Here is a 23819-nt window from a genome sequence, read left to right on the forward strand (position 1 = left end):
TACACTACGAAACGGATATGAACCTACAAGCTTCTGGCTATTATAGCCTACGTACAATCTGCCCCTAATCAAAAGCGGTCTGGAGCTGATTGGTGAGATACAATGTCTTGGTCTGTCTCCTCTGCACTTTACCGCTGGACGTTTTAGGTAGCGTCCCCTCTTTTAAGAGCACGATGTCATGCGTTTGGATGTCGTGATGATCCACGATGTGTGAGCGAATCTGGGTTTGTAACTCATTGGGGGATGTCATATCAGCCACACGGCGGTAAACTTCTGCCGCTACAACGAGTTTTTCCTCACCATCGTGTTCAATTGAAAACGCCGCGGTTGCATGATTGACGATAGCGTAGTGACTGTCCTCTGTCGTATCTTCTATGTCTTGTGGATAATGGTTTCGCCCGCGGATGATAATAACATCCTTTATCCGCCCTTTAAAAAACAGCGCCCCATCCTTAAGGTATCCAAGGTCCCCTGTCCGCAAGTAAGGCCCTTCACCTTCTACTGTATAAGCATGGAAAAGCTCCTCTGTTGCTGATGGATTTCCCCAGTATCCACGAGCGACACACGGGCCTTTTATCCATATTTCACCGACTCTTCCAGGATGACAAGAGGTGAGTGTCTGTGGATTGACGATTCGGACCTGCATCCCCTCACCGGGTTGACCACAGGAGACATTATTTGCTCTCTTAGGCGCGATGTCATGTTCAACCGACAGATTATCTGTGGCCGATGTGGCCTGTTCATCATCAAGCTCAGTAGGAACATGCTCATCCACTTGAACCGTTTCTTTTGGTAGTGTGCATGTCACCATGAGCGTAGCTTCTGCTAGGCCATAAGAAGGGCAAAAGGCAGATGATTTAAAGCCCTGTGGTGCAAATTTCTGTTTGAACCTTTCCAAGGTTTCAAACTTCACGACATCTGAACTGTTAAAAGCAATATCCCAAGAGGATAAATCAAGGGTCTGTCGCTCTTCATCTGTCACTTTTTGTGTACATAAGTCAAAGGCAAAGTTAGGTGCACCGCTATAGGTTCCTCTGTAATCACTGATGTTCTTCAACCAAGAGAAAGGGTTCTGTAGGAACTCTAGAGGAGACATGGCAATACAGGTACCGCCGATATATAAAGGCTGCAAGATGCCCCCTATAATGCCCATGTCGTGATACAACGGCAACCAGTTTACAATCACCGCCTCGTCCTGATGACCACTCACTGCTTGGATCATATAAGAATTATGAACCAGATTTCGCTGTGTCACGATGACGCCTTTGGGACGTCCAGTTGAGCCTGACGTATATTGCAGAAAAGCAATGTCCTCTTCCCGTGGCACACTTACGCCTCGAAATGTGGTGACTGAGTCTGGCACATCTTCAACGGCCAGCCAATTGAGGTCTGTCACAACAGGATCTTGGGCAAATCGTTTGTGTATGACTTGCTTGATTTTGCTCGTGGATAATACGAGGCTGGGTTGACAGTCCTCAGCGATGGCGTATAAGCGGCCGATATGTTTATTAGGCGGAACGGCAGGCACAGCGATGACATTCGCGTACATACATCCGAAAAAGGCGGCGATGAAATCGATGCCCGGTGGGAAGATCAGCAGGACACGCCCTTCTTTTTCCACGCCGCTCTCTATAAGGGCAGTGGCAATCGCTCTCGCTTTGAGATCCAGCTCGGCATACGTAAAAGATTGGTAAACGTCATGATGAGTGAGGTAGCGGTAGGCAAATTTGTCTGGGGTACGTTGGGCTTGCCCGTGTAGAACGTCCACCATACTACGATGTTTTAGGGCTTGTCCTGTCATCCTGTGCTCACCTCTTCCGCTTGACGGTTCGGTTTGTGTCCCGTCGTTTGGACACTTTTTTCACTCGTTCTCATCATGATTATTCCCATCCATATAAACCAAATGGGACCAAAAACCATGCCCCCAAGCCCTGAAGCGATCCCGCTTAGCATCGGGTTGTTTGCTCCAATCAAGCCGATAAATAAACATACGGCCCCGAGTAAGCCTATAACATTAAACACTTTTGAAAATTGCTTATCGTTAAAACTGACAATGTTAAGTGTCAGTAACCATAAACCAACGGCACCCATGGTGAGGTAGCCAAACGGATCTAATAGAAGCCAAGGGTCGACCGTGGGGATAATGTCTTGAAACAGCGGGTCACCGTTCACATACACGTCCGCCATCATAGGCTTAATATTCATCGCTCTCAGGTTCGCTACAATCGTGACAGCAAATCCGATCAGAGCTAAACCACTTACCCAGTTAATAAGGGCTTCATTGTATTGTTTGAAACAGTTTGAAATCATCGGGACGGCACCGATAGCAAATATACCGGTCAAAGCCCAAGAAAGAAAATATAAGGAGCGCATCGTTGAGTCTTGGTGCAGTGCTTGGAGATGTTCCGCTACCGTACCTGTGATCAATACACTCGGTTGTAAGGCAAAGGTTAACCCAACTAAGAGATAAGATAGACCTACCAAAATAGCGAACAGTCCCCCCGTTTTTGTCACCTTGTCTTGTCGTGTTTGCTTCAATTGTCATTCCTCCTCAGCATGATTTTGAGTCGAAAAGCTTAATTCACCCTTTGCCACGACCTTCTCTTGTACACACGCTTCTGCTTCGACAATGGCGCCGATCCGACTCACTTTTTTCGCGTTTACTCTTAAAATAAGTTGGTCACCAGGTACAACCGGATGTTTGAATCTCATTTTCGTTGAAGATAACAAGTATAGGGTTTGGTCATTTTTCTGCTGGTAAAAAAGTAATATAGAAGATTGCGCCAGGGCCTCAGTGATGAGGACACCCGGGAAAATGGCACGCTCTGGGAAATGCCCCTGAAACACCGTCTCATTTCCCGTTACATTCTTCAGACAGGTGATGCTTTCATTCGGCTGTATCTCTAACACTTTGTCCACCATGATGAAGGGGTTTTGTTGGGGTAATATAGCCCTCACTTGTTCAAAATCCATCTACTCACCCTCCTTATGGAAGAGTAGACTTCGGTAATGACCAAACCAATCATAGTTAAAAATTAGGCCATGTCCTTCCTCCGTTTGATGTAATGCGGTCAGTAGCTGTAATATCCCACAGGCGCCATAAAGCTCTCCACCAAACCTTTCAAAGTGATTGATCACAAGAGGCCCCGTGCCGAGATGATTCAGAATAAATGCCTTTTCTTCTTCACCAGAACGGTGCAGTTGTGAATCTGCGATACACACACTCTTGATGGTAGAGATGTCGCTTGAATGTGCTTGCTGTGATGAGTTTGATGAGTAGACATCCTGGGTTGCAGCCACCTCGTGCACAGGAGAAAATAACGTGTCCATCAAATGCTGATAGCCACTAACAGATACCTGCTCCGTTTGTTCTCTTAGGGCGTTTGGATCAAAGTAGGAAGCGAATCCTGATAACGTCCCGTAGATGGTCGCGCCTCTCTGCAAGGCGTGTGTCTTAGACTCTAAGATGACAACGGCTGCGCCTTGGTTAATGAGATCCGTTTCATGTTGCTTGATACGTCCGCTTTGGATATGCCAATTGAGGTATTCTTCTGATTTTTCTTCTACGCCAGCGACAATACACACATCCACCTCGTCTCGAGCAATCGCTTGGTAGGCGTACTCTAGTGCATCATGCCCCCCTACCCGGCCTGAGGTCACCGTTGTATTAAAACCGCTAAAACGATGGAAAATACCTAGTCTTGAAGCGGGTGCGTTCAGCAGTAGATTAGGTCCCTGCATCGGGCTGACATCATTGACCCCTTCCACTAAAGAGGTCATATCAAAATCGGTGACATATGAAATGGAAGCCATGTTCGTGGCTAGCACGACACCCCCGCGCTCAGGTTCAACTTCCTCTAATTCGGCATGTGCCTTAGCCATAACGGAAGCGGTTAAACTCATCTTGGTCGACTCAGTGAGGTATTTCAGTCCACGCGTACCTATGAAATCAGCATAAGAGATGTCTCCTACTTTTTTGATGGGGTAACATTCGTCCATCGTGTGGCGGTATGTGTCTAATAGGATGGCGCCACCAGTGATCACAACTTCGTTCATGATGCCTCCTCCTTACTTCCAACACACGGTTTTTTTAAGATGAGTGAGCTTATGTTCCCTCCGAAAGCAAACGAATTACTAAGCACAAAGTCTACAGCTCGATCGGTAGGCCGATTGACCACGTTAAGGTTGATCTCAGGGTCCAGGGTTTCTAGATTTTGATTCACCGGGAGTTTAGATTCATGAATGGCTAACACTGACGCCACGGCCTCAATGGCCCCAGCCGCTCCCATGGTGTGTCCCATCAGTGATTTAATAGAGCTGACAGGGATCTCATGCACGTGATGTTGAAATACTTTTTGTAGTCCTTTGAACTCCGTCGTGTCGTTCGCTTTGGTCCCTGTGCCGTGGGCGCTAATGTAATCGATATCTGTTGCGTTCAAACCACTGTTTTCTAACGCTTTGTTCATAGCGATCACGGCCCCGTATCCTTCAGGATGAGGAGACGTGATATGATGCGCATCACAGCTATTGGCGTATCCTGCGATTTCAGCATAGATGGTGGCCCCTCTTTGCACTGCAAGATCATAGCGCTCTAGGAGTAACACAGCGGCACCCTCGGCGACCATCATCCCTTTACGATGTTGATCAAAAGGGCGACACCAGTCAGGCGAAATGGCACCTAGGCGGGCAAACATGGTAAAGCATGCCCGTGATAAGGCGTCAGCTCCCCCGCAAAGCATATAGTCTGCCTTGCCCAGTTTGATCTGATCTGAAGCATAGCCGATCGCATAATTACCAGCCGCACAGGCCGTCGGTATGACCATATTCGGACCTCTAAAGTCGTTCTCAGCTGCAACGGTAGCCGTAATCGTCTGTGCAGGATAGTAATGATAGTTTTGATCATATGTCACGTGTGCCGTATCTCCCCCTTGAGCCAATCGTGTATCATGACGTTTTTCTATCGTTTGTTGGTTACCCATGGTGGTTCCGATCGCGACACCCGTACGTGTAGCAGGCAGCTCATTTGCGTCGATGTTAGCATGCTCTAAGGCCATGCGCGTCGCCCCTACCGCAAACTGTGTAGTGCGATCAAATCGTTCTGGAGGTAGATGCTTGAAAGCTTGCTCTGGGTTATACCCTTTGACTTCCCCTCCATTTTTCACGCTATAAGGTGACGTATCGAATCCCGTAATGGGCCCTGTTCCCACTTTGCCTTGAAATATGCCTTCTGCAAAAGGTTCAACGTGACAAGCGATGGGGGTGATGACCCCCATACCCGTCACAGCCACTCGTGTATGCCCCATAACTAAACCCGCTCCGTTGAAAGTTCTTCAACAATTTGCACGACATCGGCAAACGTCTGGAACTTGGGATAATACTCTTCCGGAATGGTCATCTTAAACTCTTTCTCAATACTTGCGACAAGCTCTAACACCATCATAGAGTCGACACCGTAGTCCTCCCCAAAACGTGAATGATCCTCAAAGTCGTCGATCTCGATGACCTCCGCTACGATATCTCTCAAAATTGCTTTCTTCTCCATGTTCATGCCCTCCCCTAGAATTCTTAATTTCTAAAAATCTATATTGGTCAGTTGATCGTGGTGCAAACTTCAATACCAAAGTTCAAAACGTCAACATTTAAAGATTTTTGCTACGGTAAGACTTGTTCGTAAGGTTTTTTGTAAGTCTTTTTTGTATGGTTTGTTGTAAGTTTTTTTCAGTAACTTTGTTCGCCTGTTGTACAAATCTATCTCGTACACGGGATGGTTTTATTTCTTGGTCACGACGAGCATCATGCCGTGAGACCGCCATCTACCGTGATCACTTGTCCCGTGATATATCGCGATTGCTCAGATAGCAGGAAGTGCACAAGATGAGCGACATCCTCTACTTCTCCCACATAGCCCACCGGGATGGACTCAAATAAAGTATCCCTTTTACGCTCGGGCATATTCTGAACCATCTCCGTATTGATATAGCCTGGCGCTACAGCATTGACATTAATCCCATATCTGGCCACTTCGGTTGCGAGGCTTTTCGTAAAACCGATGATACCCGACTTGGAAGCACTGTAATTTGTCTGCCCTGGGGTACCGACTAAGCCTGCAACGGAAGAAATGTTGACAATATTCCCTTTCTTTTTTTTCAAGAAGTGCGTGATCACAGAACGTGTGACGTTGTACATCCCCGTGAGGTTTGTATCTATCACCGTTCGCCAATGCTCCTCGTCCATCATAAACAGGGAGCGATCCTTGACCAAACCGGAGTTATTCACTAGACCGTCTATAGGGCCTTGCTCCTCTATGATACGTTGAACGGTCTCCTTGGCCTGTTGATAGTCTCGGATGTCACACTGATAGGCGTGCAATGTGGTAGATGAATCGGAGAACGTATGAATGAGTTCTTCAGCCGCCTTTTGACTGCGATTGTATATAAAGCTCACTTGGTAGCCTTTTTGGACGAGGTGTGTGACCATGCCTCGCCCTATTCCACGCGAACCTCCGGTCACTAAAATATGCGCTTGTTCATGACTCATACGGACACTTCCTTTCCTTGTTGTACATCGTTTTCCGCTAACTCTTCTGCTTCTAATGTCTTGAGCGTGTGGCTGAATAAGCCGATAATGGATAAGCCCATGCTAAACAATCCGATGGTGCTAAATAAGAAGATATAACTGTGCCCCGTACCGACGCCCACAATAGGGCCTAGATAAGGCGCTAAAACACCCGAGGCGTGTAGCATCGGTTCCACCCAGTCCCCTATCAGGCCAGCCAAGATGAACGATAAAGGAAGGACACCAAGGACAGAAGCCCTACGAAGGGAAAACACGCGCCCCTGGTATGCCGCGGGTACTCTCCTTTGCCATATGGCCAGGTTACAGCCCAGAATAAAAGGAATGGTTAAAAAGTACAAAAACGCACCGATGGTAAAAATGATCAGGGAATCGATCAGGGCTGCCAGTGTAATAATGAAGCCACCTAGGAAGGTGAATATCAGGACCCCTTTGACCTTGTTCTTAGGTCCTCCCCAAATCCCCATCGCGATACTACCTACCATCATTCCCACACCACCAGAGGTCATCACGGTCCCTAACGCCGTCGCTTTATCTATTGCAGTTGAACTTATTTCGGCCAGCGTAAAGACGAGAGGCTGCACCCAAACATGGACAAATCCGATCAAGAAGTTACTGATAACAAAGAAGATTAAGAGACTCTTTAATCCCTTGTCACTCTGGAAAAAGCGATAGCCTTCCACGGTTTGCTGCCAGAAAGAGAGCGTCTCTTGCCCTTGTTCTTTCTCTACATGCCCCGGTATGCGAATAAAAAACAGTGTGCCTATTCCGATCATGAAACACAGTAAGTCGATCATCATAATGCCGTGTATTGAAATGACAGAAAACAGCGTACCCGCAATTAAGGGTGAAACCACGCGATGTAAAGATTCTCCCATCTGCGAAAAGCCATTCGCCTTACCGTAATCCGCTTTGTCCACGAGGAGGGTGATACACGCTTGAAAGGCTGGTATCTGGAACGCAGCGGCAATAGATTTAATACCCGCTGCGAGATAGATATGCCAGACCTGTAAATACCCCGTCAGGACCATGATGAGGGTAAATAGTGTGGCCAGCGCAGCGATCATGTTACTTAATACGAGGATGGTCTTCTTGCTATGGCGATCGATGAAGGTGCCGGCAAAAGGCGCCACGATCATCCCCGGAAAATAGACAAAGAAGAAAATCAGTGAAAATATAAGTAAGCTAGATTCACCCATGAATACATCTTCTAACACGTAGAATGCGAGGGCGAAATCCGTTAGCCCTGACCCCACAAGTGATATCGTTTGACTGAATACAACCAGAAGGAATATTTTAAAACCGTTGTGTTGTTGTATCTGTTTAACCATTATTCACTCCTATCTACAGCAGCCGAAGCTTGAACTGATTGAGGAACTGCAAGATAACCGATATCGATAAAATATTGAATCACGGATTGGATCATCTCTTGAGTGATAGAAACAGACCCAAACCCTGCTATCTGCTCTTGCACGTGTCGGTTGTCGAAAACGATTTTCGATCCTTGGAAGATACCGTCTGCAATCAACTGCGCTAATGGCTGAGCTGTATTCTCTTGTGTAGATAATGCGTGCACCCATTCATCGAAAGGCACTTTGTTAAGATCATCGAAGGTTTCAGCAATAGCGGACGTCATAAACTGTAAATCGATAGGCTGTGTGTTAAATAAATGATACTGACGGTTTAACGGGCCGCTTTTAAAAAGGGTGATGAGAGCGTGAGATAAATCGTCTACCGGTGTCATCTCAATATCTATATGTGCATCTGGGTATTGCTTAATGTCGATGCATCCCTTTATCATGGACCAAATAAAGTCATGCGTTTGACAAGCGCCAGATCGGCTGTGCCCAGAGATTCTACCTAAGCGATACACATTGACGGGTACCCCTCTTTCCTGCGCGATGGCAAGCACGTTTTCGGCAACCCACTTCGTCTGCGTATAGCCCATCCTTAAACCCTGTGGTGAGGGTAAAGGTGTGTTTTCCTCAACGTGTATGACGTCCTGTTCATCAGAAGTAGGAGGAAAAACATATAGCGTTGAGACGAAGTGTATGGGTTTGGTGTGGTGGTCACAGGCGAGACGAATGATCTCTTTGGTGCCATCGACATTGGGCGCTTTCAGCGATTCATACGGATAAATGAAATTGACGTGTGCGCCGTTATGGATGATAGCATCCAGTTCATGAGCTAAAGTGCGATACATACCAGGTTCTAAACCTAGAGATGGCTGACTTAAATCACCAAGCACGACTTTCACTCTGCCCTGAAGTTGCGCGTGTATGTCTTGATCTAGGAGTCGGTAGCAGCTCAGATTATCCATCAGTCTATCTAAGCCCTCTCGTTCGCTGTTCGCTCTCACCAAACAGTAGATATCATGCACCGTTTCCGATAGTAAGTCTCTTAATAGGAAAGCGCCAAAAAACCCGGTGGCCCCCGTTAGTAGGACTTGATTACACTCGTGCATGTCCGCTATAGGATGACTGTGATTCGGTTTAATTTCAGGTGCGAGAGTCACATCCTGCTCTATGTTCGGTTGCTGTAGTTGAATCCTATTTCGTTCATCGGCAGTTGACTGACCGTCTAAGATGTCTTGAATCACGTCTGCCATCCCCTGTACGGTCGGTTTTTCAAATAGGGCACGCAGAGGAAGGTCGACATCAAAATCCTCCCGCACACGATGGATCAACTGTGTCGCCAGTAGTGAATGTCCCCCTATCTGGAAGAAATGATCCTTCAGCCCAACATCTCTTGTTCCAAGGACACGGCGCCATATTTCAAGCAGCCGGCTCTGCACCTCTGTTTGTGGCACAAGATCATCTTTTTGTCCTTGTGGCCTTACAGTGACAGGGATAGGCAAGGCTTTGAGGTCCGCTTTGCCGTTCGTTGTTAACGGTATGTGATCGATGATGACAAAATCATGGGGTACCATGTACTGAGGGAGTCTTTCTTCTAGTTCTTCTTTTGCTTTGGCACTAACATACTGGGCAAACCTGACCTTTAGTGGTTCAGTGGTTCTGGGCCTTACGTATTGAGATGTTCCGTCATTGGCTCTATCCTCTGTTAATTGTGAGAGAGGTTGCCCTTGATTGCGACGGTAAGGGTCTAGCTTCGTACGTGGACATGTCTTACTGTATAAAAGACAATCAAACCGATCAGGTGCTTCCTCATTGATATTAAAATCAAGCTGATAATCATGTGATTGCGCTAAACGGAATAGGTGTTCCAGTTCCAATGGAATATCTTCTTGCCCTTTTTCATGGGTAAGGTCAAGCCAGTCCTTCAACTCTTGTACAGTGTCTAACGCCTTAGCGTGCCCGCTCTCTACATCCTTACAGTGTTGCAGTGCCCATGCTTCTTGTAAGACGCGTGTGTTGATCATATCTCGGATGAGGATCGCCTCTTCTCCTGCCAATAGAGCGGATTCAATATCGGCTAAACACGGGACTTTCCCTAGACGCTCATTCAAATCTGTCACAGCGGTGCTCACTTGATCCTTAATAAAAGCTGGGTCTTTTTCTCCTCCTTCTTCTGCCCCTTCCGTTGTTTCTTTTACACTGGAAACATGTAGAATGACATCGTATCGAAATTTGGTCAGTTCGTTATCTGCCCCCCCTTCCTTTGGTATAAAGGTCACATGAGTCACTTGTGGGCATTTATTTTTCCAATCATTAAAGTACGCTTGATTGATGACAAGCTCTGTCTCCTGCTTCATCCGCGCTTGAACCCGACGATACATGTCTTCAGGTTTGTCCGTTGGGTCAGATTGGACTAACTCTAAGGACATGTAAAAATGAGCAAGCCACTCGTAGCTTCTGACATCACCTATAAAGATAGTGCCGCCATCCTCTAACATCCCGATCGCATTTTCTAATACTTGATCCAAATATTCACGACTTGGAAAGTATTGCACGATGGAGTTCAGGATGATGGTGTCGATCCCTTTCCCGTCTTGCATGTGCTTTTGGACATGACCACATTCATGAGCGGGTCGGTGAAACAGAGCAATATGTTCTGTATCCGTGTTGAGTTGCGGCAGTTGCTGCTTGGTGTATGCGATGGACTGTTGAGATATATCGGTCCCGATATACGCGTGACAGTGTGGTGCAACGCGGTACAGGATCATGCCCGTTCCAATCCCAATCTCTAATACATGGCTCGGGTTAAGGGCTAGTATGCGTTCAACGGTGGAATCTAACCACCCTCTCATCTCTTCAGCCGGTATAGGTTCATGGGTATAGGTGCTGTTCCAGCCAATAATATTAAAAGTCGGGTCAGTGGGTGTGTCATTCTGCTGGTAATAATCGTTAAAAACTTGCGCCCACGCTTCAAGTTGTTGTTCCTGCGTGGACCATTCGCTTTCAGTGGCGTAAGTGTTGTGTTGCGATTCATCAAGGATGAGATAACTGACCAGTCGTTTATCACGCTCTGAAGTATAAGTTGTCACCACACTTTCTTTTACTTCACACATGTTGTTTAGCACGGCTTCTATTTCTCCTAGCTCAATGCGAAAACCACGCACCTTCACTTGTTTGTCGATCCTTCCTAGATACTCAAGCTCCCCAGTTGGAAGACGTTTGACCAAGTCGCCCGTTCGGTACAACGTGTCTTTTGTATCTGTGAACGGATTTTGTATAAAACGGTCAGCGGTGAGTTCATGTCTGTGCCAATACCCGCGTGTGACCCCGCCTCCACCAACATAGAGCTCTCCCGGTACGCCATTTGGCACAGGCTGCTGATGTTCATCGAGAATATACACGTATAAATCTGCTATCGGTCGGCCAATCACACTCCCCTTGTTCTCAACAACGTCTCTTATATGAATTGGACGATATGTCACATGCACCGTCGTCTCTGTAATGCCATACATGTTCACGAGCGTTGGGCGTTCATCTCCGAACTGGTCAAACCACGGACGTAACGTGTGTAATTCAAGTGCTTCTCCCCCAAATATGACGTATCGTAAAGCCAAATGATCATAGGTTACTGGGCTATATAACCCGCTCACCTGTAGAAGTTGTTTGAAGGCAGAAGGTGTTTGGTTTAACACGGTGACCTGCTTCTCTAATAGGAGGTCTAAAAACGCTTCGGGGGATCGACTCTCCTCAAACGACACGATGACCAGCTTGCCGCCAAATACTAGGGCTCCCCATATCTCCCAAACGGAAAAGTCAAAGGCGTACGAGTGAAAGAGGGTCCACACATCTTGTTCCGTAAAATGATAGTCTTTTTGTGTTTCTATCATTAACCTAACCACGTTTCCGTGTTCGACTAACACACCTTTTGGCTGTCCTGTAGACCCGGATGTGTATAGGATGTAGGCCAAGTCGTGGGCAGTCATATTCATATCAAGGGACGTATACGCTTCTTGTCGTACATCCTCTTGCGCCTCGTCTAGTAAAATGGCATTGACTTTATCAAGTTGAATCGTATCCATATGGGTCCGATCCGTTAACACGGTGGAAATACCAGCGTCTGCCATCATATAAGCGAGACGTTCTTTAGGATAATGCGGATCTAGTGGCAGGTAGGCCGCACCACTCTTTAAAATACTTAACATGCCTATAATGAGGTTGTCACAGCGATCGAGGCAGAGCCCAACGAAATCGCCTTTCTGCACCCCATGTCTCTGAAGATAGCGTGCCCACTGATTCGTTATTCGGTCTAGCTCTTCATACGTCATTTCACGATGCCCCTGTACCAAGGCGATGTTTTGCGGAACACGCTTAGCCGCCTGTTCAAATAAGTCTATTAAACTCGTTTTGTCTTGGCTTATAGCTTGATTAGCCTCGGGTGAGGGACACAGCAATTGCACTTCTTGCGGGCTTAACATCGGCAAACGATGGATCTCTTGTGTGGGGTCGTCAATGATGGCCGTTAAAATGTTTTCCCAATGGCGTGCCATTTGACTGATCGTTTCAGAACGAAATAAATCGGTACGATATTCAATGGCGGCTGTCAGTTCCCCGTTTGTTTCCATGGTCGTTAATAACAGATCAACCTTAGACGCACCGTTGCTTACATCCATAAACTCTAGTGTAAGCTGAGGCAAATTCAGCTTCTCTTGTGGTGCATTTTGGAGTACGAACATCGTTTGAAAAATCGGACTGTGATTAGCTTCTCTATCGGGTTGGAGCTCCTCCACTAAAACCTCAAACGGTAATGATTGATGGTTAAAGGCGCCCAGTGCGACACGCTTCACTTTCTGCAGTAAAGATGCGAATGTGTCTTGCTCCTCGATTTGGACTCGTAAAGCTAATGTATTAACGAAAAATCCGATCAGCTGCTCAACGTCTTTATGGTGCCTATTGGCTACAGGACTCCCTACGATCAGGTCTGTTTGTCTCGTATAACGGTGTAACAACACTTGATAGGCGGCGAGTAACATCATATACAACGTACACCCGTTTGCGTGAGACCGTTTTTTGAGCTGTGCCAGTGTCTCCTTACCGATCTTAAACGTGTATCGCGCCCCTTCAAATGTCGGTTCTGCAGGTGAAGGGTGATCGGTCGGAAGCTGCAAGATGGGCAGATCTCCTGTTAGAATGTCTTTCCAGTAAGATAAAGACGCTTGAAAATCTTTCTTTTCAAACGCAGCTTGCTGCCATTCTGCAAAGTCTGCATATTGAATAGGAAGGGCTGAGTCATCCTTAACCTCTTGAGAAGATACATACGCCTGATAATAGCGCATGAATGCCTTAGCAAATACACCAAATGACCACCCATCCGAGACAATATGATGCATGACCACCACTAGATAGTGGAGATTGGCTTGTACCTTCACTAAAGTGGCTCTAATAAGGGGACCACGTTGGAGATCGAATGGTTGTTTCACTTCGGTGTCAATCAACCTTTCGAGATGGGGCAAGATCCTCTCCATTTGTGGCTTCGTGTCGTCATCATCAGGCAGATCCAACTCAACATGACCGAGCTTCGCCTCTATTGTCGGGTGGATGATTTGTATGGGCTGACCTTCCTTATCGGTGTCGAAGGTGGTCCTTAACACCTCATGTCGCTCAACAATGTGCTGTAAGGTTTTTTCCAGAGCCGTGACGTGAAGCTCACCCTCCATTTTCATTACGGATGGCATATGATAAACGGCCGTATTGGGCATCAACTGTTCTAGAAACCATAATCTCTTCTGAGCGTATGACATCGGGGCGTGCGTGTCGTGTTGTCTTTTAGGAATCGGTTGTTGTAATAATCCGTGTTGGGATGCTTTTTCCTCCTTATTTTGAGGCCTTCTCTTCTTCCCTTTTAATAACGCTTGGAGAATGTCTTGTTTACTTTGGTTTAATGGTGTATGAGGTTTGTCCACTCCAGTCACCTCCTATAGCAATTTGCTTGCCTCTTCTTCCGACATCGTAGAAAGGACCTCGATTAGCTCCTGTTCAATATGAGCCGCTAACTCACGTACATTCGGCGCTTGAAACATTTGCTCCAAGGTCAAATCAATAGGATATGCCTCTCGTATCCGGGTTAATAATTGAGTGGCCATGAGTGAATGCCCTCCTAACTCAAAGAAATGATCGTCGATACCGATGCCTTCAATACCTAAAAGTTCTTCCCAAATGTCAACGAGTGTCTCCTGACAGTCTGTTTCAGGCGGAACATAAACCGTATCGATCGCTGGACGCTCATGTTTGGTCATGGGCACATTTGATTGACCTGACTCGGATTTCACCAAGTCATCGTTAACACTTTGTTGCGGATGACGAACGTTTGGCCCCACTAGCTCTGAATTCTGTCTCTCCTGTTGTGTCTCTGCTGAAACGGGCGGCTGACCAATCCAATGCACCTTCTTTTTGAATGGATAAGTAGGAAGCGCCGATTTGAACGGCCTTGCCTGATCTTGAGATTGTAAGGTCGACCACTTTAGGCTGAATCCCATTGACCACAGTCTTCCTACTGTGGACAAAAATTGCGCGTACCCGTCTATTGTCGAGGCTTTGTTTGGTACAGGCTGAAGGAAGAAGTGCTTTTCTTGCTCGGCTTCGGTTCCTTGCACTTGCATGTTTTGCTTTGCTAGGTTCGTTAATACCTGACCCGGTCCTAATTCTATCCATACTTTTGGGTCCGGCTCTTGCAGTATCGTTTTCATCCCTTGTGCAAACTGGACAGGGTTTCTGAGGTGCTTAACCCAGTAATCTGCTTCCACAGGTGTCGGTGCGTCCGCTAACACATCGGGTGGTGCATGCTCCGCCAATCGCCCACCTGTGAGATTAGAGATGATCGGGATCTTGGGTGCCTGTAATGAGACGTCTGCCAAGACTGTGGCGAATGTCTCCTCGATAGACGCCATCATATGCGTATGGAACGCATGGGATGTCTTTAAGGGTTGGTGCTTTATACCTCGTTGCTCTAAAATGGGTTTCCATTGATCAATCGCTTCTTTTTCACCACCTACAACACACAGTTCAGGACTATTGATAGCTGCCAGAGACAGGCTTGGTGGTAAAAGAGGTTCAACGACATCCGCTGAAGTCATGACGGCCAGCATCATACCTGGGGGTACTTTTTTGAAAAGCCTGCCGCGTTGGGTGACGACTTTCAGCGCGTCTTCAAGCGTCATGACACCGGAGACACAAGCGGCTACGTATTCACCTAAGCTATGGCCAATCAGCACATCTGGCTGGATACCGAGTTCAATATACACTTGCGCCAAAGCGTACTCCACTGAGAATAGTATCGGTTGGGTATGCCACGTCTCTTGCAGCTCCTGGTCTGTTCCGTGAAAAAGCATGTCGTAGATATCTTCATTGGTCAGTGATAGCAGGTGCTTTCTACAGTCATCAAGATGCTTTCTGAATATCGGTTGTTGATCGTATAAATCCTTTGCCATGCCGACGTACTGGGTCCCTTGCCCTGGAAACATGAACACCACAGTTCTGTTTTCTTGTGCTGTGATGTTGATGCCTGACCATTGGCCTGTACTGAGTTGTTCGAGTTGTTGGATGGCACTTTCTTTGTCTCGGCAGGCGAGTGCTTGTCTATAATGAAAATGCTTTCGCCCCGTTTGCAGGGTATATGCCACGCGGGTCAAATCGTCGCTTCCTGGGTCTTCTAAATATGTCTTCAACTGCTGGGCGATGTGTTTAAGGTCCGTCTCATCCCGAGCCGAGACACACAATAACGAGGCTGATGGTTGCTTCTGTTCCCCAGCACCTGTTACTCCGGCCGGCGCTTCTTCTAAAATAAGGTGGCCATTCGTTCCACCGATCCCAAATGAACTGACGCCCGCTCTCCTTACGCTGTCTTTAGCGACCTCCCATGACTGCAGCGTTTGATTAATGTAAAAAGGGCTTGCTTCTAGGTTTAGAGCCGGATTTTCCTCTTCTATATTGATCGTGGGGGGCAGTTGCTTGTGTTTGAGTATTAAGGCCGATTTGATGACACCTGCTACCCCTGCGGCCGCATTGAGGTGTCCGATGTTCGCCTTAACGGAGCCGAGGGCGCAATAGCCTTTTCTGGACGTATACTGCTGATAAGCATGGGTTAAGGCTGTCACCTCGATCGGGTCGCCCATCTTAGTGCCTGTCCCATGGGCTTCCACATAGCCGATCGTATCAGGATGCACCTCACCAACATCTAGCGCTTCTGTAATCACGTCAGACTGACCATTCAGGCTGGGGGCCGTATAACCCACTTTGTCCGATCCGTCATTGTTCATCGCAAAGCCCTTGATGACGGCATAAATGTGATCACCATCAGCGATGGCTTCATCTACTCTTTTTAATAGTACAAGCCCGACGCCACTGCCAAAGAGGGTCCCGTTCGCTTGACGATCAAAGGGGCGACAATGCCCGTCAGGTGAGAGAATACTATCCTCTTGGTATCGGTAACCGACTTGGTCCGGCACGTTAATGGTGATCCCACCCGCCAGTGCAATGTCACATTGGTAGCTTAATAGACTCTCACACCCTAAAACGATAGCGGTCATCGAACTAGAGCAGGCAGTTTGAACGGTGATACTAGGACCTGTTAAGTTCAGCTTGTAGGACACACGAGTTGCGAGATGATCTTTATCTACGCCATGCATCAACGCTTGAATGCCACCTGTCCGCTCGATGAAGTCCGGATCATGTTTCAGGGCCTGTAAGAGATAGCTGCTGGCACTGGTCCCTCCGAACACACCGACTTTTTTGTTCCCGTGTTCATCGGGAGGGTACCCAGCATCCTCAAAGGTTTTCCAAGCCTGCTCTAAAAACAAACGGTGTTGGGGGTCTGTTAAGTCCGCCTCTCTAGGGTTGATGTTAAAAAACTCGGAATCAAATTTATCTATATCCGTGATCGTCGACGCCATTTTGACGTAGTGAGGATCATCTTTTAAGGATTGGGAGACCCCCTGTGCCGTGAGGATATCATCATCTAAAGGGGTTAAACACTCCCTACCTTGCGCAATATTATGCCAATACTCCGTAATATTTTCAGCCCCTGGAAAGCGTCCAGACATGCCAATGATGGCAATGCCGTCTTCCTCTTGTGTTTCAGTCGGGTTGTATTCGTCGCTCATCTCCGCCCCTCCCTTACTTGTTTTCTTTTGCGGCTTAAGGTCGATCGTTTGCGCTTCTCTCTTGTTCTCGTCACCTCTCTTATTTCGTGATCTGTGTCTTGCTGTGCGCCTAAATGACGGGCCATCGATTGAATGGTTGGGTAGCGGAACATGTCCACCATTGTCACTGTTACGTTCAGTTCCTGTTGCATGCGATTGCGAACCTGAACGAGTAAGAGCGAGTGGCCTCCTACATCGAAGAAATTATCTGTGACGCCTATCTCTTCGCTTTCAACCACTTCTCTCCAAATATTGAGCAACACCTTCTCATGATCGTTGGTAGCGGCCACGCGTTGTGACGATGTGGTTAGTGTTGGAAGGGGTAAACTTGATTCAGCCACCTTCCCATTGCGCGTGACAGGTATATGCCTGATACGAACGTAGGTCTGAGGCATCATATAAGTAGGTAAATACGGACTTAAATGTTTTTGTAACGCCTGCTGACTGATCTCTTTTCCATTCCGTGACACATAATAAGCCACTAAAACCTTTTGTTTGGACTGAGCGGTTGCGAGGCACACGTATGCGTCTTGGATTTGTTCATGTATCGTCAGAGCTGAGGCAATCTCTTCAGGTTCAATACGATACCCGCGTATCTTGATTTGTCTATCTTTTCTGGAGACAAGTTCGATATGTCCGTCCAAGCGGTAACGTCCCAAATCTCCTGTGGCATATACCTTAGCCCCACTTGACATAGATGGTGAGAAAGGCGTATTATCCGGGGCTATACTGTTCAGATAACCGTTAGACAAGAACGAGCTCTCGATCACAATCTCGCCGACTTCTCCTAAGCCAGCCTCGGCCCCAGCGGACGTTTTTATCCGTATATCTACGCCTTCTATCCCTGTGCCTATCGGTTTTCTATATGGTTCCTCTCTTCCTCCATTCACATAGTAAACACTCATCGCTTGTGGCGTTTCTGTCGCGCCGTAAAAGTTGACGACTTGAGCAGTATCACTGATGGTCTTGACCCTGTCCACATGCGACTGTGTTAAGGCCTCGCCCCCGAAGAAGACATAGCGTATATGCGATAAGCAGTCTTGTGGTTGAGGGATTTCCGTTATCATCATGAGCCTTGAAGGTGTGGTATGGATAACGGAGACCTGCTGCTCATGGAGCCACCCTACACACGTTTCAGGTGTTTTTAGGACCTCGTCTTCCGGGATACAGAGTGTGGCCCCTAGAGATAACGGTGTAAAAATATCTCTTAATAACGGATCGTGCCCCAAACCGGATAGCATGCTAAAGCGATCGTTTTTACTCAGTTGGTGCTCACCGATGTGCCAATGAATAAAGTGGACAACGGGCGCGTGTGTCCCCTTAACAGCGTTGGGTTGCCCAGTCGTGCCAGACGTAAAGGCAATATAAGCTAAATCATCACTGTTGGCAGTGATTGATGTTATAGCTGATGGGTCATCCGTCGGATAAGTGGCAAGGGAACTTTCCCTCCGATCAAAGAGTTCTAAGGTGAATTGTCCTTCGTGAGATAGCGTTTGAAGCTTTTCTTCAGGGCCCTGTGCTAATACGATAACCCCTACAGGATTCACCTTTTTTATAGCCTGACGCATCCGCTCTAGTGGCTCTTCAGGGTCAAGGATGCAAAAGGCAGCACCCGCTTTCAAGATACCCAAAATACTATAGATGAGCGGGGCGTTACGCTTCGCGTAAATAGTGACTATTTCGCCTTTTTGCACACCCTGTTGAAGCAGGTAATGAGCTACCTGGTTACTCTTTTGATCTATCTCCTGGTACGTCCAATGCTTAGTGTGGTCACGGATGGCAATCTCTAGCGGGTAGCGTTTAGCCAAACGACCGACTTTTTCGTGTAATAATTCATCATGCTTGTACAACAATTTGTCTAAGACTATTGACTGATGTTGATCTGACTTTCTTAATCGTCCTTGGACATCTCCATCTGTCTGCAATGTGATCTGATCCATCGTCTGGTGAATATCGGCGGTCATCGCCTCCAAGATCGACTGTAGTTGACGTAAAAATATCGTCATTCGTTCTCCTTTGAACAGATCACTGTTATACACTAAATCGAGGTCGATGCGTCCCTCTTTTTCGTTTGCATATAGTGTGAGGTCGAATTTTGATTGCGCCTCTTCTAATGGGATCTGTTCCATTTGTAATCCTGAAAGCTCGACAAAGGTTTGTTCCTGATTCTGCACATTCAATAAAACTTGAACAAAAGGATGATGACTGAGACTTCTATGTGGTTGAAGGACTTCGACCAGTCTCTCAAAAGGAACATCCTGATGTTGATACGCATCTAAACACGTTTGCTTCACATTTTGCAGTAATGTTTCAAGTGATAGATCGGCCATATCCGACATACGCTGGCGTAGCACCAGGGTGTTAATAAAGAACCCTATCATATTCTCCGTTTCTGTATGCCGTCGACCCGCAATAGGGGTGCCTACGGCAAAATCATCTTGGCCAGTCAAGCGATGCAGGAGAACGTTGAACGCTGTCAACAAGGTCATGAATAAAGTTGTCCCCTGTTCTTGATTCAAGGTCTGTATGCGTGACGCTAAAGCTGGGTCCAGTTGTAAACGGGTTTTGGCGCCTTTATTCGTTTGGACGGTCGGTCGCTTATAATCGGTCGGTAGTTGGATAGCAGGGATATCACCTGCCAACTGTTTCTTCCAGTACGCTAACTGTGGTTCCAAACCACCTGCTGCTTCAAATTGACGTTGCCAATACACATAATCTAGATATTGCAATGGTGTCGTTTCTTGATTATCTATCGCATTATCTATCGCTTGCTCATGTTGCTCTTCTTTTTGTTCACTCTGAAGTGTATATAACTGCCCCAATTCTTTAACGAAAATGTCTACAGACCACCCGTCTGAAATAATATGATGCATAACGAAGCATAGCACGTGTTCATTTTGATCTAGCTGTATCAATGTGGCCCTTATCAGTGGGGGTGTTGTTAAGTCAAAAGGTTTTTCTGCTTCTAATTGAATGATGTGCTGTAGGGTCCTTTCTCGTTCGGCTTTTTCCAGATGATGAAGAACGATATCGTCTACCCGCAAGCACGTATCATGATGAATAAACTGGTACGGCTGTCCTTGGTGCCCCCCCTCACCAGTGGCAAACCCAGTCTTGAATACCTCGTGTCTAGCAACCATTTGTTGTAGACTTTTTTTCAGTGCTGCTTTGTTTAAACGCCCTTTCAACCGCACACATGCAGGGATGTTGTACGCTGATTGTCCGACGTGCATCTGCTCGATAAACCACAAACGTTGCTGTGAGAATGAAAGTGGCATCATGGACTCACGGGGGACAGGTGTTATTTTCAAAGGATCACGAGCATGATTACCGTCAGGATTGTCAGAATGAGTGGCTCGTCCTAGATTTGACTCCGCATCTAGAATAAGGCGCTCTAATGCTTCAATCGTGGTGTGTTCAAAGACGGTTTTGACTTCTATGTTCACCCCGTATAAATCTTCTATCCTGCTCGTCAGCTGCGTCGCGAGTAAAGAATGCCCCCCAAGCTTGAAGAAGTCCTGGTCAATACCGACCTGTTGACGTTTGAGCAGTGATTCGAACACCTCTGCTAATTCTTTTTGAATCGGGGTTACAGGTGGTTTTAAGGTTTCAGACGATTGTACCGGTATAGCCTCGTTTTCTGCTTCCTTTATTAATTTTTTGAGATCGATTTTTCCATTCGGTGTCAAAGGAAATGAAGGCATCGTTCTGATCACGGTTGGCACCATATATTCAGGGAGACTGCTTAGTAGGTGCGTTCTTAATAGTGCTTCTAGTTGTTCATCCTCCGTGACGACAAATGCGGCTAACGTTGGCTGCTCATCTGCATACAGGACAGTAACAACACCGTCAATGACTGTCGGATATTTGTGCAATTCAGATTCTATTTCACTGAGCTCAATACGATGGCCACGTACTTTCACTTGTTGGTCTATTCGGCCAAGAAAGGCCAGCTGGCCATCCATCGTGTATCTGACCTTATCTCCCGTTTGATACAACCTGTCATCCGGGTCTGTGGAAAATGGGTTTGGAATAAAGCGAGCGTCTGTTAAAGCTTGTTGATTCAGATAGCCTCTAGCGACACTTATTCCGCCGATATACAGCTCCCCATCAACACCCTTAGGGACAGGTTGACCGACCTGATCTAATACGTACAGTTGGACATGTTCGATCGCTTTACCGATCGTTACCGGTTGTTGTGGCTCACATTCTGCTATGGTGGCCCAAATTGTGGCTTCTGTTGGCCCATAAGCGTTGAAAAATTTGCGTCCAACGGCCCATTTATTCACGATATCTTCTGTACACCGTTCTCCCGCAGTGATAATGACCTGCAATGCAGGAAGTGTAGCCTGTGGTAACGTTGATAGGACCGAGGGCGGGAGTGTGACGTGTGTAATCTCTTGTTCCGCCATGTAGTGAATAAGGGACTCACCTAATAGGTGATGCTTATCCTCCAGATACAAGGCCCCGCCGTTACCTAAAGCCATAACCATTTCAAATACAGAAGCGTCGAAATTTAAGGATGAAAACTGTAAAATACGACTGGAATCAGTGACATCGAATAATGACTTCTGTTGTTGTGCTACATTGTACAAACCCTTATGCTCAACCATCACGCCTTTCGGTTTTCCTGTCGAACCCGAGGTATAGATCAGATAGGCAAGCTGCCGTAAGTCCCTTATTCTATTCACATTTTGTTGGGTGGCGTCGTTCAGATTCGTTACCGCTGTCTCTCTGCTTGCAGCTGTCTCCATGCTTTCCATTGACGTGCTTGGCTCAACGTCATTGCCCATCCCTTGGTTTAATAAGCGATAATCTACTTCTATACATGTGAGCTCGGGCTTCATTGCCATGATGTTGTGGGCCAGCTGAGGGGTTGTGAGCACCAGTTGTAGCCCTGAATCTTCAAGCATGTACGCTAGTCTTTCTTCCGGGTACGTAGGATCTAGAGGGACATAAGCACAGCCCGCTTTTAAAATAGCTAATATTGATATGAAAGCGTCGATCGAACGATGGAAATGGACACCGACAAACGTTTCAACGGGTAACCCTTTTGCAACAAGTGCTTGTGCCAGTTGGTTCGCATACTGATTGAGCTCAGCGTAAGTGATAGATTCCTCTCCGAAAATTAAGGCCTGGTGATGAGGGGCCATCTCAACTTGACGCTCAAACAGTTCGATAAAACTCACGTGATTATCTATCGGCTCTGCTGTCGGGACGAATGACTTACGCTCTTCTTCCGTTAATATTGAGATTTCGCCGATGGTTTGCTGTGGATCTATACATACGCTTCGTAGCGATTGTTGGAAGTGCTTGACCATGTGATGGATTCTCGTTTCGCGATATAAATCCGTATTAAACTCTATGAATCCTGTAAGCTGGTTCCCGACTTCTTCCATTGACAAGGTCACGTCAAACATCGAAGCGAACACCTCTAACTCTATTGACGCCACTTCCAGGTTGTGAAAGTCTAGTTTAGGTTGAGGTGTGTTCTGAAAGGCAAACATCACCTGAAATAGAGCATCATCACCTCTTGAATCACCTTGATCTCCTTGTACCTGAACCGTTTCTAGCACCTGTTCAAACGGCACATCCTGATGTTTAAAGGCTTGCAGGGTCGAGTGTTGAACTTGTTTGATCCAATCTATAACATGAGTCTGCGGATCCAATTCGTTACGTAAAACGACCGTATTGATAAAGCACCCCATAATATCTCTCGTTTGTGGATGCTGACGATTAGCGACAGGTGTACCAATGGCCATATCTTTTTGAGCCGTATACTTATATAGCAACAGGTGAAAGACGCTTAATAAAAGGTTAAAAAGGGTCACGTTATGATTTGTACTTAGCCTCTTCAAGTCTTGTGTCAGGGTCTGTGGTAACTGAAAATGAACGCGTTGCCCATTGGTCGTCGGCTGCAAAGGACGTGGGTCATCTGTCGGCAGCTGTAGGACTGGTGTTTGATATAGATAAGACTTCCAAAAGGCAAGGCTGTCTTCGTCTAATCGACGCTCCTTCTCCCATTGACAATAGTCTGTAAAATCGATAGACAACGTACGTAGCTCCGGGTCTGTATCGGTTTGTTTGGCGTTATAATAACGCATCAAATCTTGAACGAATATCCCCATTGACCATCCGTCAGAAATGATATGATGCATGGTCAACACAAAGACATGCTCTTCAGGATCTAATGATATAAGTGCTGCTCGGAAAAGGGGGGCTCTGTCCAGGGAAAAAGGTGTTTTGGCATCCTTTTCAATGAGCTGTTTCACTTGTTCCTCTTGCTCTGCCTGCGGTGTGTCTTGTAGGGCGCATTGATACAGTGTCAATTCAGCGCCTTCATCCACGAACTGCATCGGCTCTCCGTTCTCTTTTTTAATAGCGGTACGGAGAATGGTGTGTCGCTCCATCATATGGGATAAGCTCTCGGTAAAAGCTGTTACGTCTAGGGCGCCTTTAATTTTAACGGCAGATTGTAGGTGATAAGCCGTGCTTGGCCCTTGCACTTGCTCGTGTAACCAAATCCTCTTTTGCATATGTGACAGATTTGCCTTGCGCACACCCAAGTGAGGAATGGACGCTTGGGCTGGCGTCGCCTGTTTTTGACGACTGAGCCTCAAACGGTGTTCCAATAACTTTTTTCTTGCATCGGAGAGCGCTTCTTTTGAGCGCATTGTTGGTTTCGTTTCCATCTAAA

At 46.8% G+C, this 23819-nt stretch carries 11 protein-coding genes; all 11 read right to left on the reverse strand.

From position 1 onward, the window contains the following. Positions 1–64: 64 nt before the first annotated feature. The 11 genes from JKM87_RS11210 to JKM87_RS11260 all read right to left on the reverse strand — a co-directional run bounded on the left by JKM87_RS11210 (position 65) and on the right by JKM87_RS11260 (position 23814). Positions 65–1801, reverse strand: a complete 1737-nt coding sequence (locus tag JKM87_RS11210) for a fatty acyl-AMP ligase (protein ID WP_202080457.1) — start codon at positions 1799–1801, stop codon at positions 65–67. Beyond that, on the reverse strand, positions 1798–2538 hold the full coding sequence (locus JKM87_RS11215; RefSeq protein ID WP_202080458.1) for a DUF4386 family protein: 741 nt from the start codon (positions 2536–2538) through the stop codon (positions 1798–1800). The genes JKM87_RS11210 and JKM87_RS11215 overlap by 4 nt, the downstream gene beginning before the upstream one ends. A 3-nt stretch (positions 2539–2541) precedes the next feature. Next, positions 2542–2973, reverse strand: a complete 432-nt coding sequence (gene fabZ, locus JKM87_RS11220) for a 3-hydroxyacyl-ACP dehydratase FabZ (RefSeq protein ID WP_202080459.1) — start codon at positions 2971–2973, stop codon at positions 2542–2544. Continuing rightward, positions 2974–4056 (reverse strand): beta-ketoacyl synthase N-terminal-like domain-containing protein, encoded by a 1083-nt coding sequence (locus JKM87_RS11225; RefSeq protein ID WP_202080460.1) that lies wholly within the window; start codon positions 4054–4056, stop codon positions 2974–2976. Further along, the gene (locus tag JKM87_RS11230) at positions 4053–5303 is read right to left on the reverse strand and encodes a beta-ketoacyl-[acyl-carrier-protein] synthase family protein (protein WP_202080461.1); all 1251 of its coding nucleotides are present in this window, start codon (positions 5301–5303) and stop codon (positions 4053–4055) included. The genes JKM87_RS11225 and JKM87_RS11230 overlap by 4 nt, the downstream gene beginning before the upstream one ends. 2 nt (positions 5304–5305) lie before the next feature. After that, positions 5306–5542, reverse strand: coding sequence for an acyl carrier protein (locus JKM87_RS11235; RefSeq protein ID WP_202080462.1), 237 nt, complete (start codon positions 5540–5542; stop codon positions 5306–5308). Between the two features lie 251 nt (positions 5543–5793). Beyond that, positions 5794–6537, reverse strand: a complete 744-nt coding sequence (gene fabG / locus JKM87_RS11240) for a 3-oxoacyl-ACP reductase FabG (RefSeq protein ID WP_202080463.1) — start codon at positions 6535–6537, stop codon at positions 5794–5796. After that, the gene (locus JKM87_RS11245) at positions 6534–7904 is read right to left on the reverse strand and encodes an MFS transporter (protein ID WP_202080464.1); all 1371 of its coding nucleotides are present in this window, start codon (positions 7902–7904) and stop codon (positions 6534–6536) included. Before JKM87_RS11245 ends, fabG begins: the two co-directional genes overlap by 4 nt. Further along, positions 7904–13888: a non-ribosomal peptide synthetase gene (locus tag JKM87_RS11250; protein WP_202080465.1), complete on the reverse strand. Its 5985-nt coding sequence runs from the start codon at positions 13886–13888 to the stop codon at positions 7904–7906. The genes JKM87_RS11245 and JKM87_RS11250 overlap by 1 nt, the downstream gene beginning before the upstream one ends. A 12-nt stretch (positions 13889–13900) precedes the next feature. Continuing rightward, complete coding sequence (locus JKM87_RS11255) at positions 13901–17083, reverse strand: type I polyketide synthase (protein WP_202080466.1); 3183 nt, start codon at positions 17081–17083, stop codon at positions 13901–13903. Continuing rightward, positions 17080–23814, reverse strand: a complete 6735-nt coding sequence (locus JKM87_RS11260; protein ID WP_202080467.1) for a non-ribosomal peptide synthetase — start codon at positions 23812–23814, stop codon at positions 17080–17082. The genes JKM87_RS11255 and JKM87_RS11260 overlap by 4 nt, the downstream gene beginning before the upstream one ends. Positions 23815–23819: the final 5 nt, after the last annotated feature.

This window comes from Caldalkalibacillus salinus, assembly GCF_016745835.1.
Classification (GTDB): domain Bacteria; phylum Bacillota; class Bacilli; order Caldalkalibacillales; family JCM-10596; genus Caldalkalibacillus_A; species Caldalkalibacillus_A salinus.

Excerpts from the sequence above, each read along its gene's own strand:
- JKM87_RS11210 (WP_202080457.1), bottom strand. The coding sequence starts at position 1,801 with ATGACAGGACAAGCCCTAAAACATCGTAGTATGGTGGACGTTCTACAC.
- fabZ (WP_202080459.1), bottom strand. The coding sequence starts at position 2,973 with ATGGATTTTGAACAAGTGAGGGCTATATTACCCCAACAAAACCCCTTC.
- JKM87_RS11225 (WP_202080460.1), bottom strand. The coding sequence starts at position 4,056 with ATGAACGAAGTTGTGATCACTGGTGGCGCCATCCTATTAGACACATAC.
- JKM87_RS11230 (WP_202080461.1), bottom strand. The coding sequence starts at position 5,303 with ATGGGGCATACACGAGTGGCTGTGACGGGTATGGGGGTCATCACCCCC.
- JKM87_RS11235 (WP_202080462.1), bottom strand. The coding sequence starts at position 5,542 with ATGGAGAAGAAAGCAATTTTGAGAGATATCGTAGCGGAGGTCATCGAG.
- fabG (WP_202080463.1), bottom strand. The coding sequence starts at position 6,537 with ATGAGTCATGAACAAGCGCATATTTTAGTGACCGGAGGTTCGCGTGGA.
- JKM87_RS11245 (WP_202080464.1), bottom strand. The coding sequence starts at position 7,904 with ATGGTTAAACAGATACAACAACACAACGGTTTTAAAATATTCCTTCTG.
- JKM87_RS11255 (WP_202080466.1), bottom strand. The coding sequence starts at position 17,083 with ATGAGCGACGAATACAACCCGACTGAAACACAAGAGGAAGACGGCATT.
- JKM87_RS11260 (WP_202080467.1), bottom strand. The coding sequence starts at position 23,814 with ATGGAAACGAAACCAACAATGCGCTCAAAAGAAGCGCTCTCCGATGCA.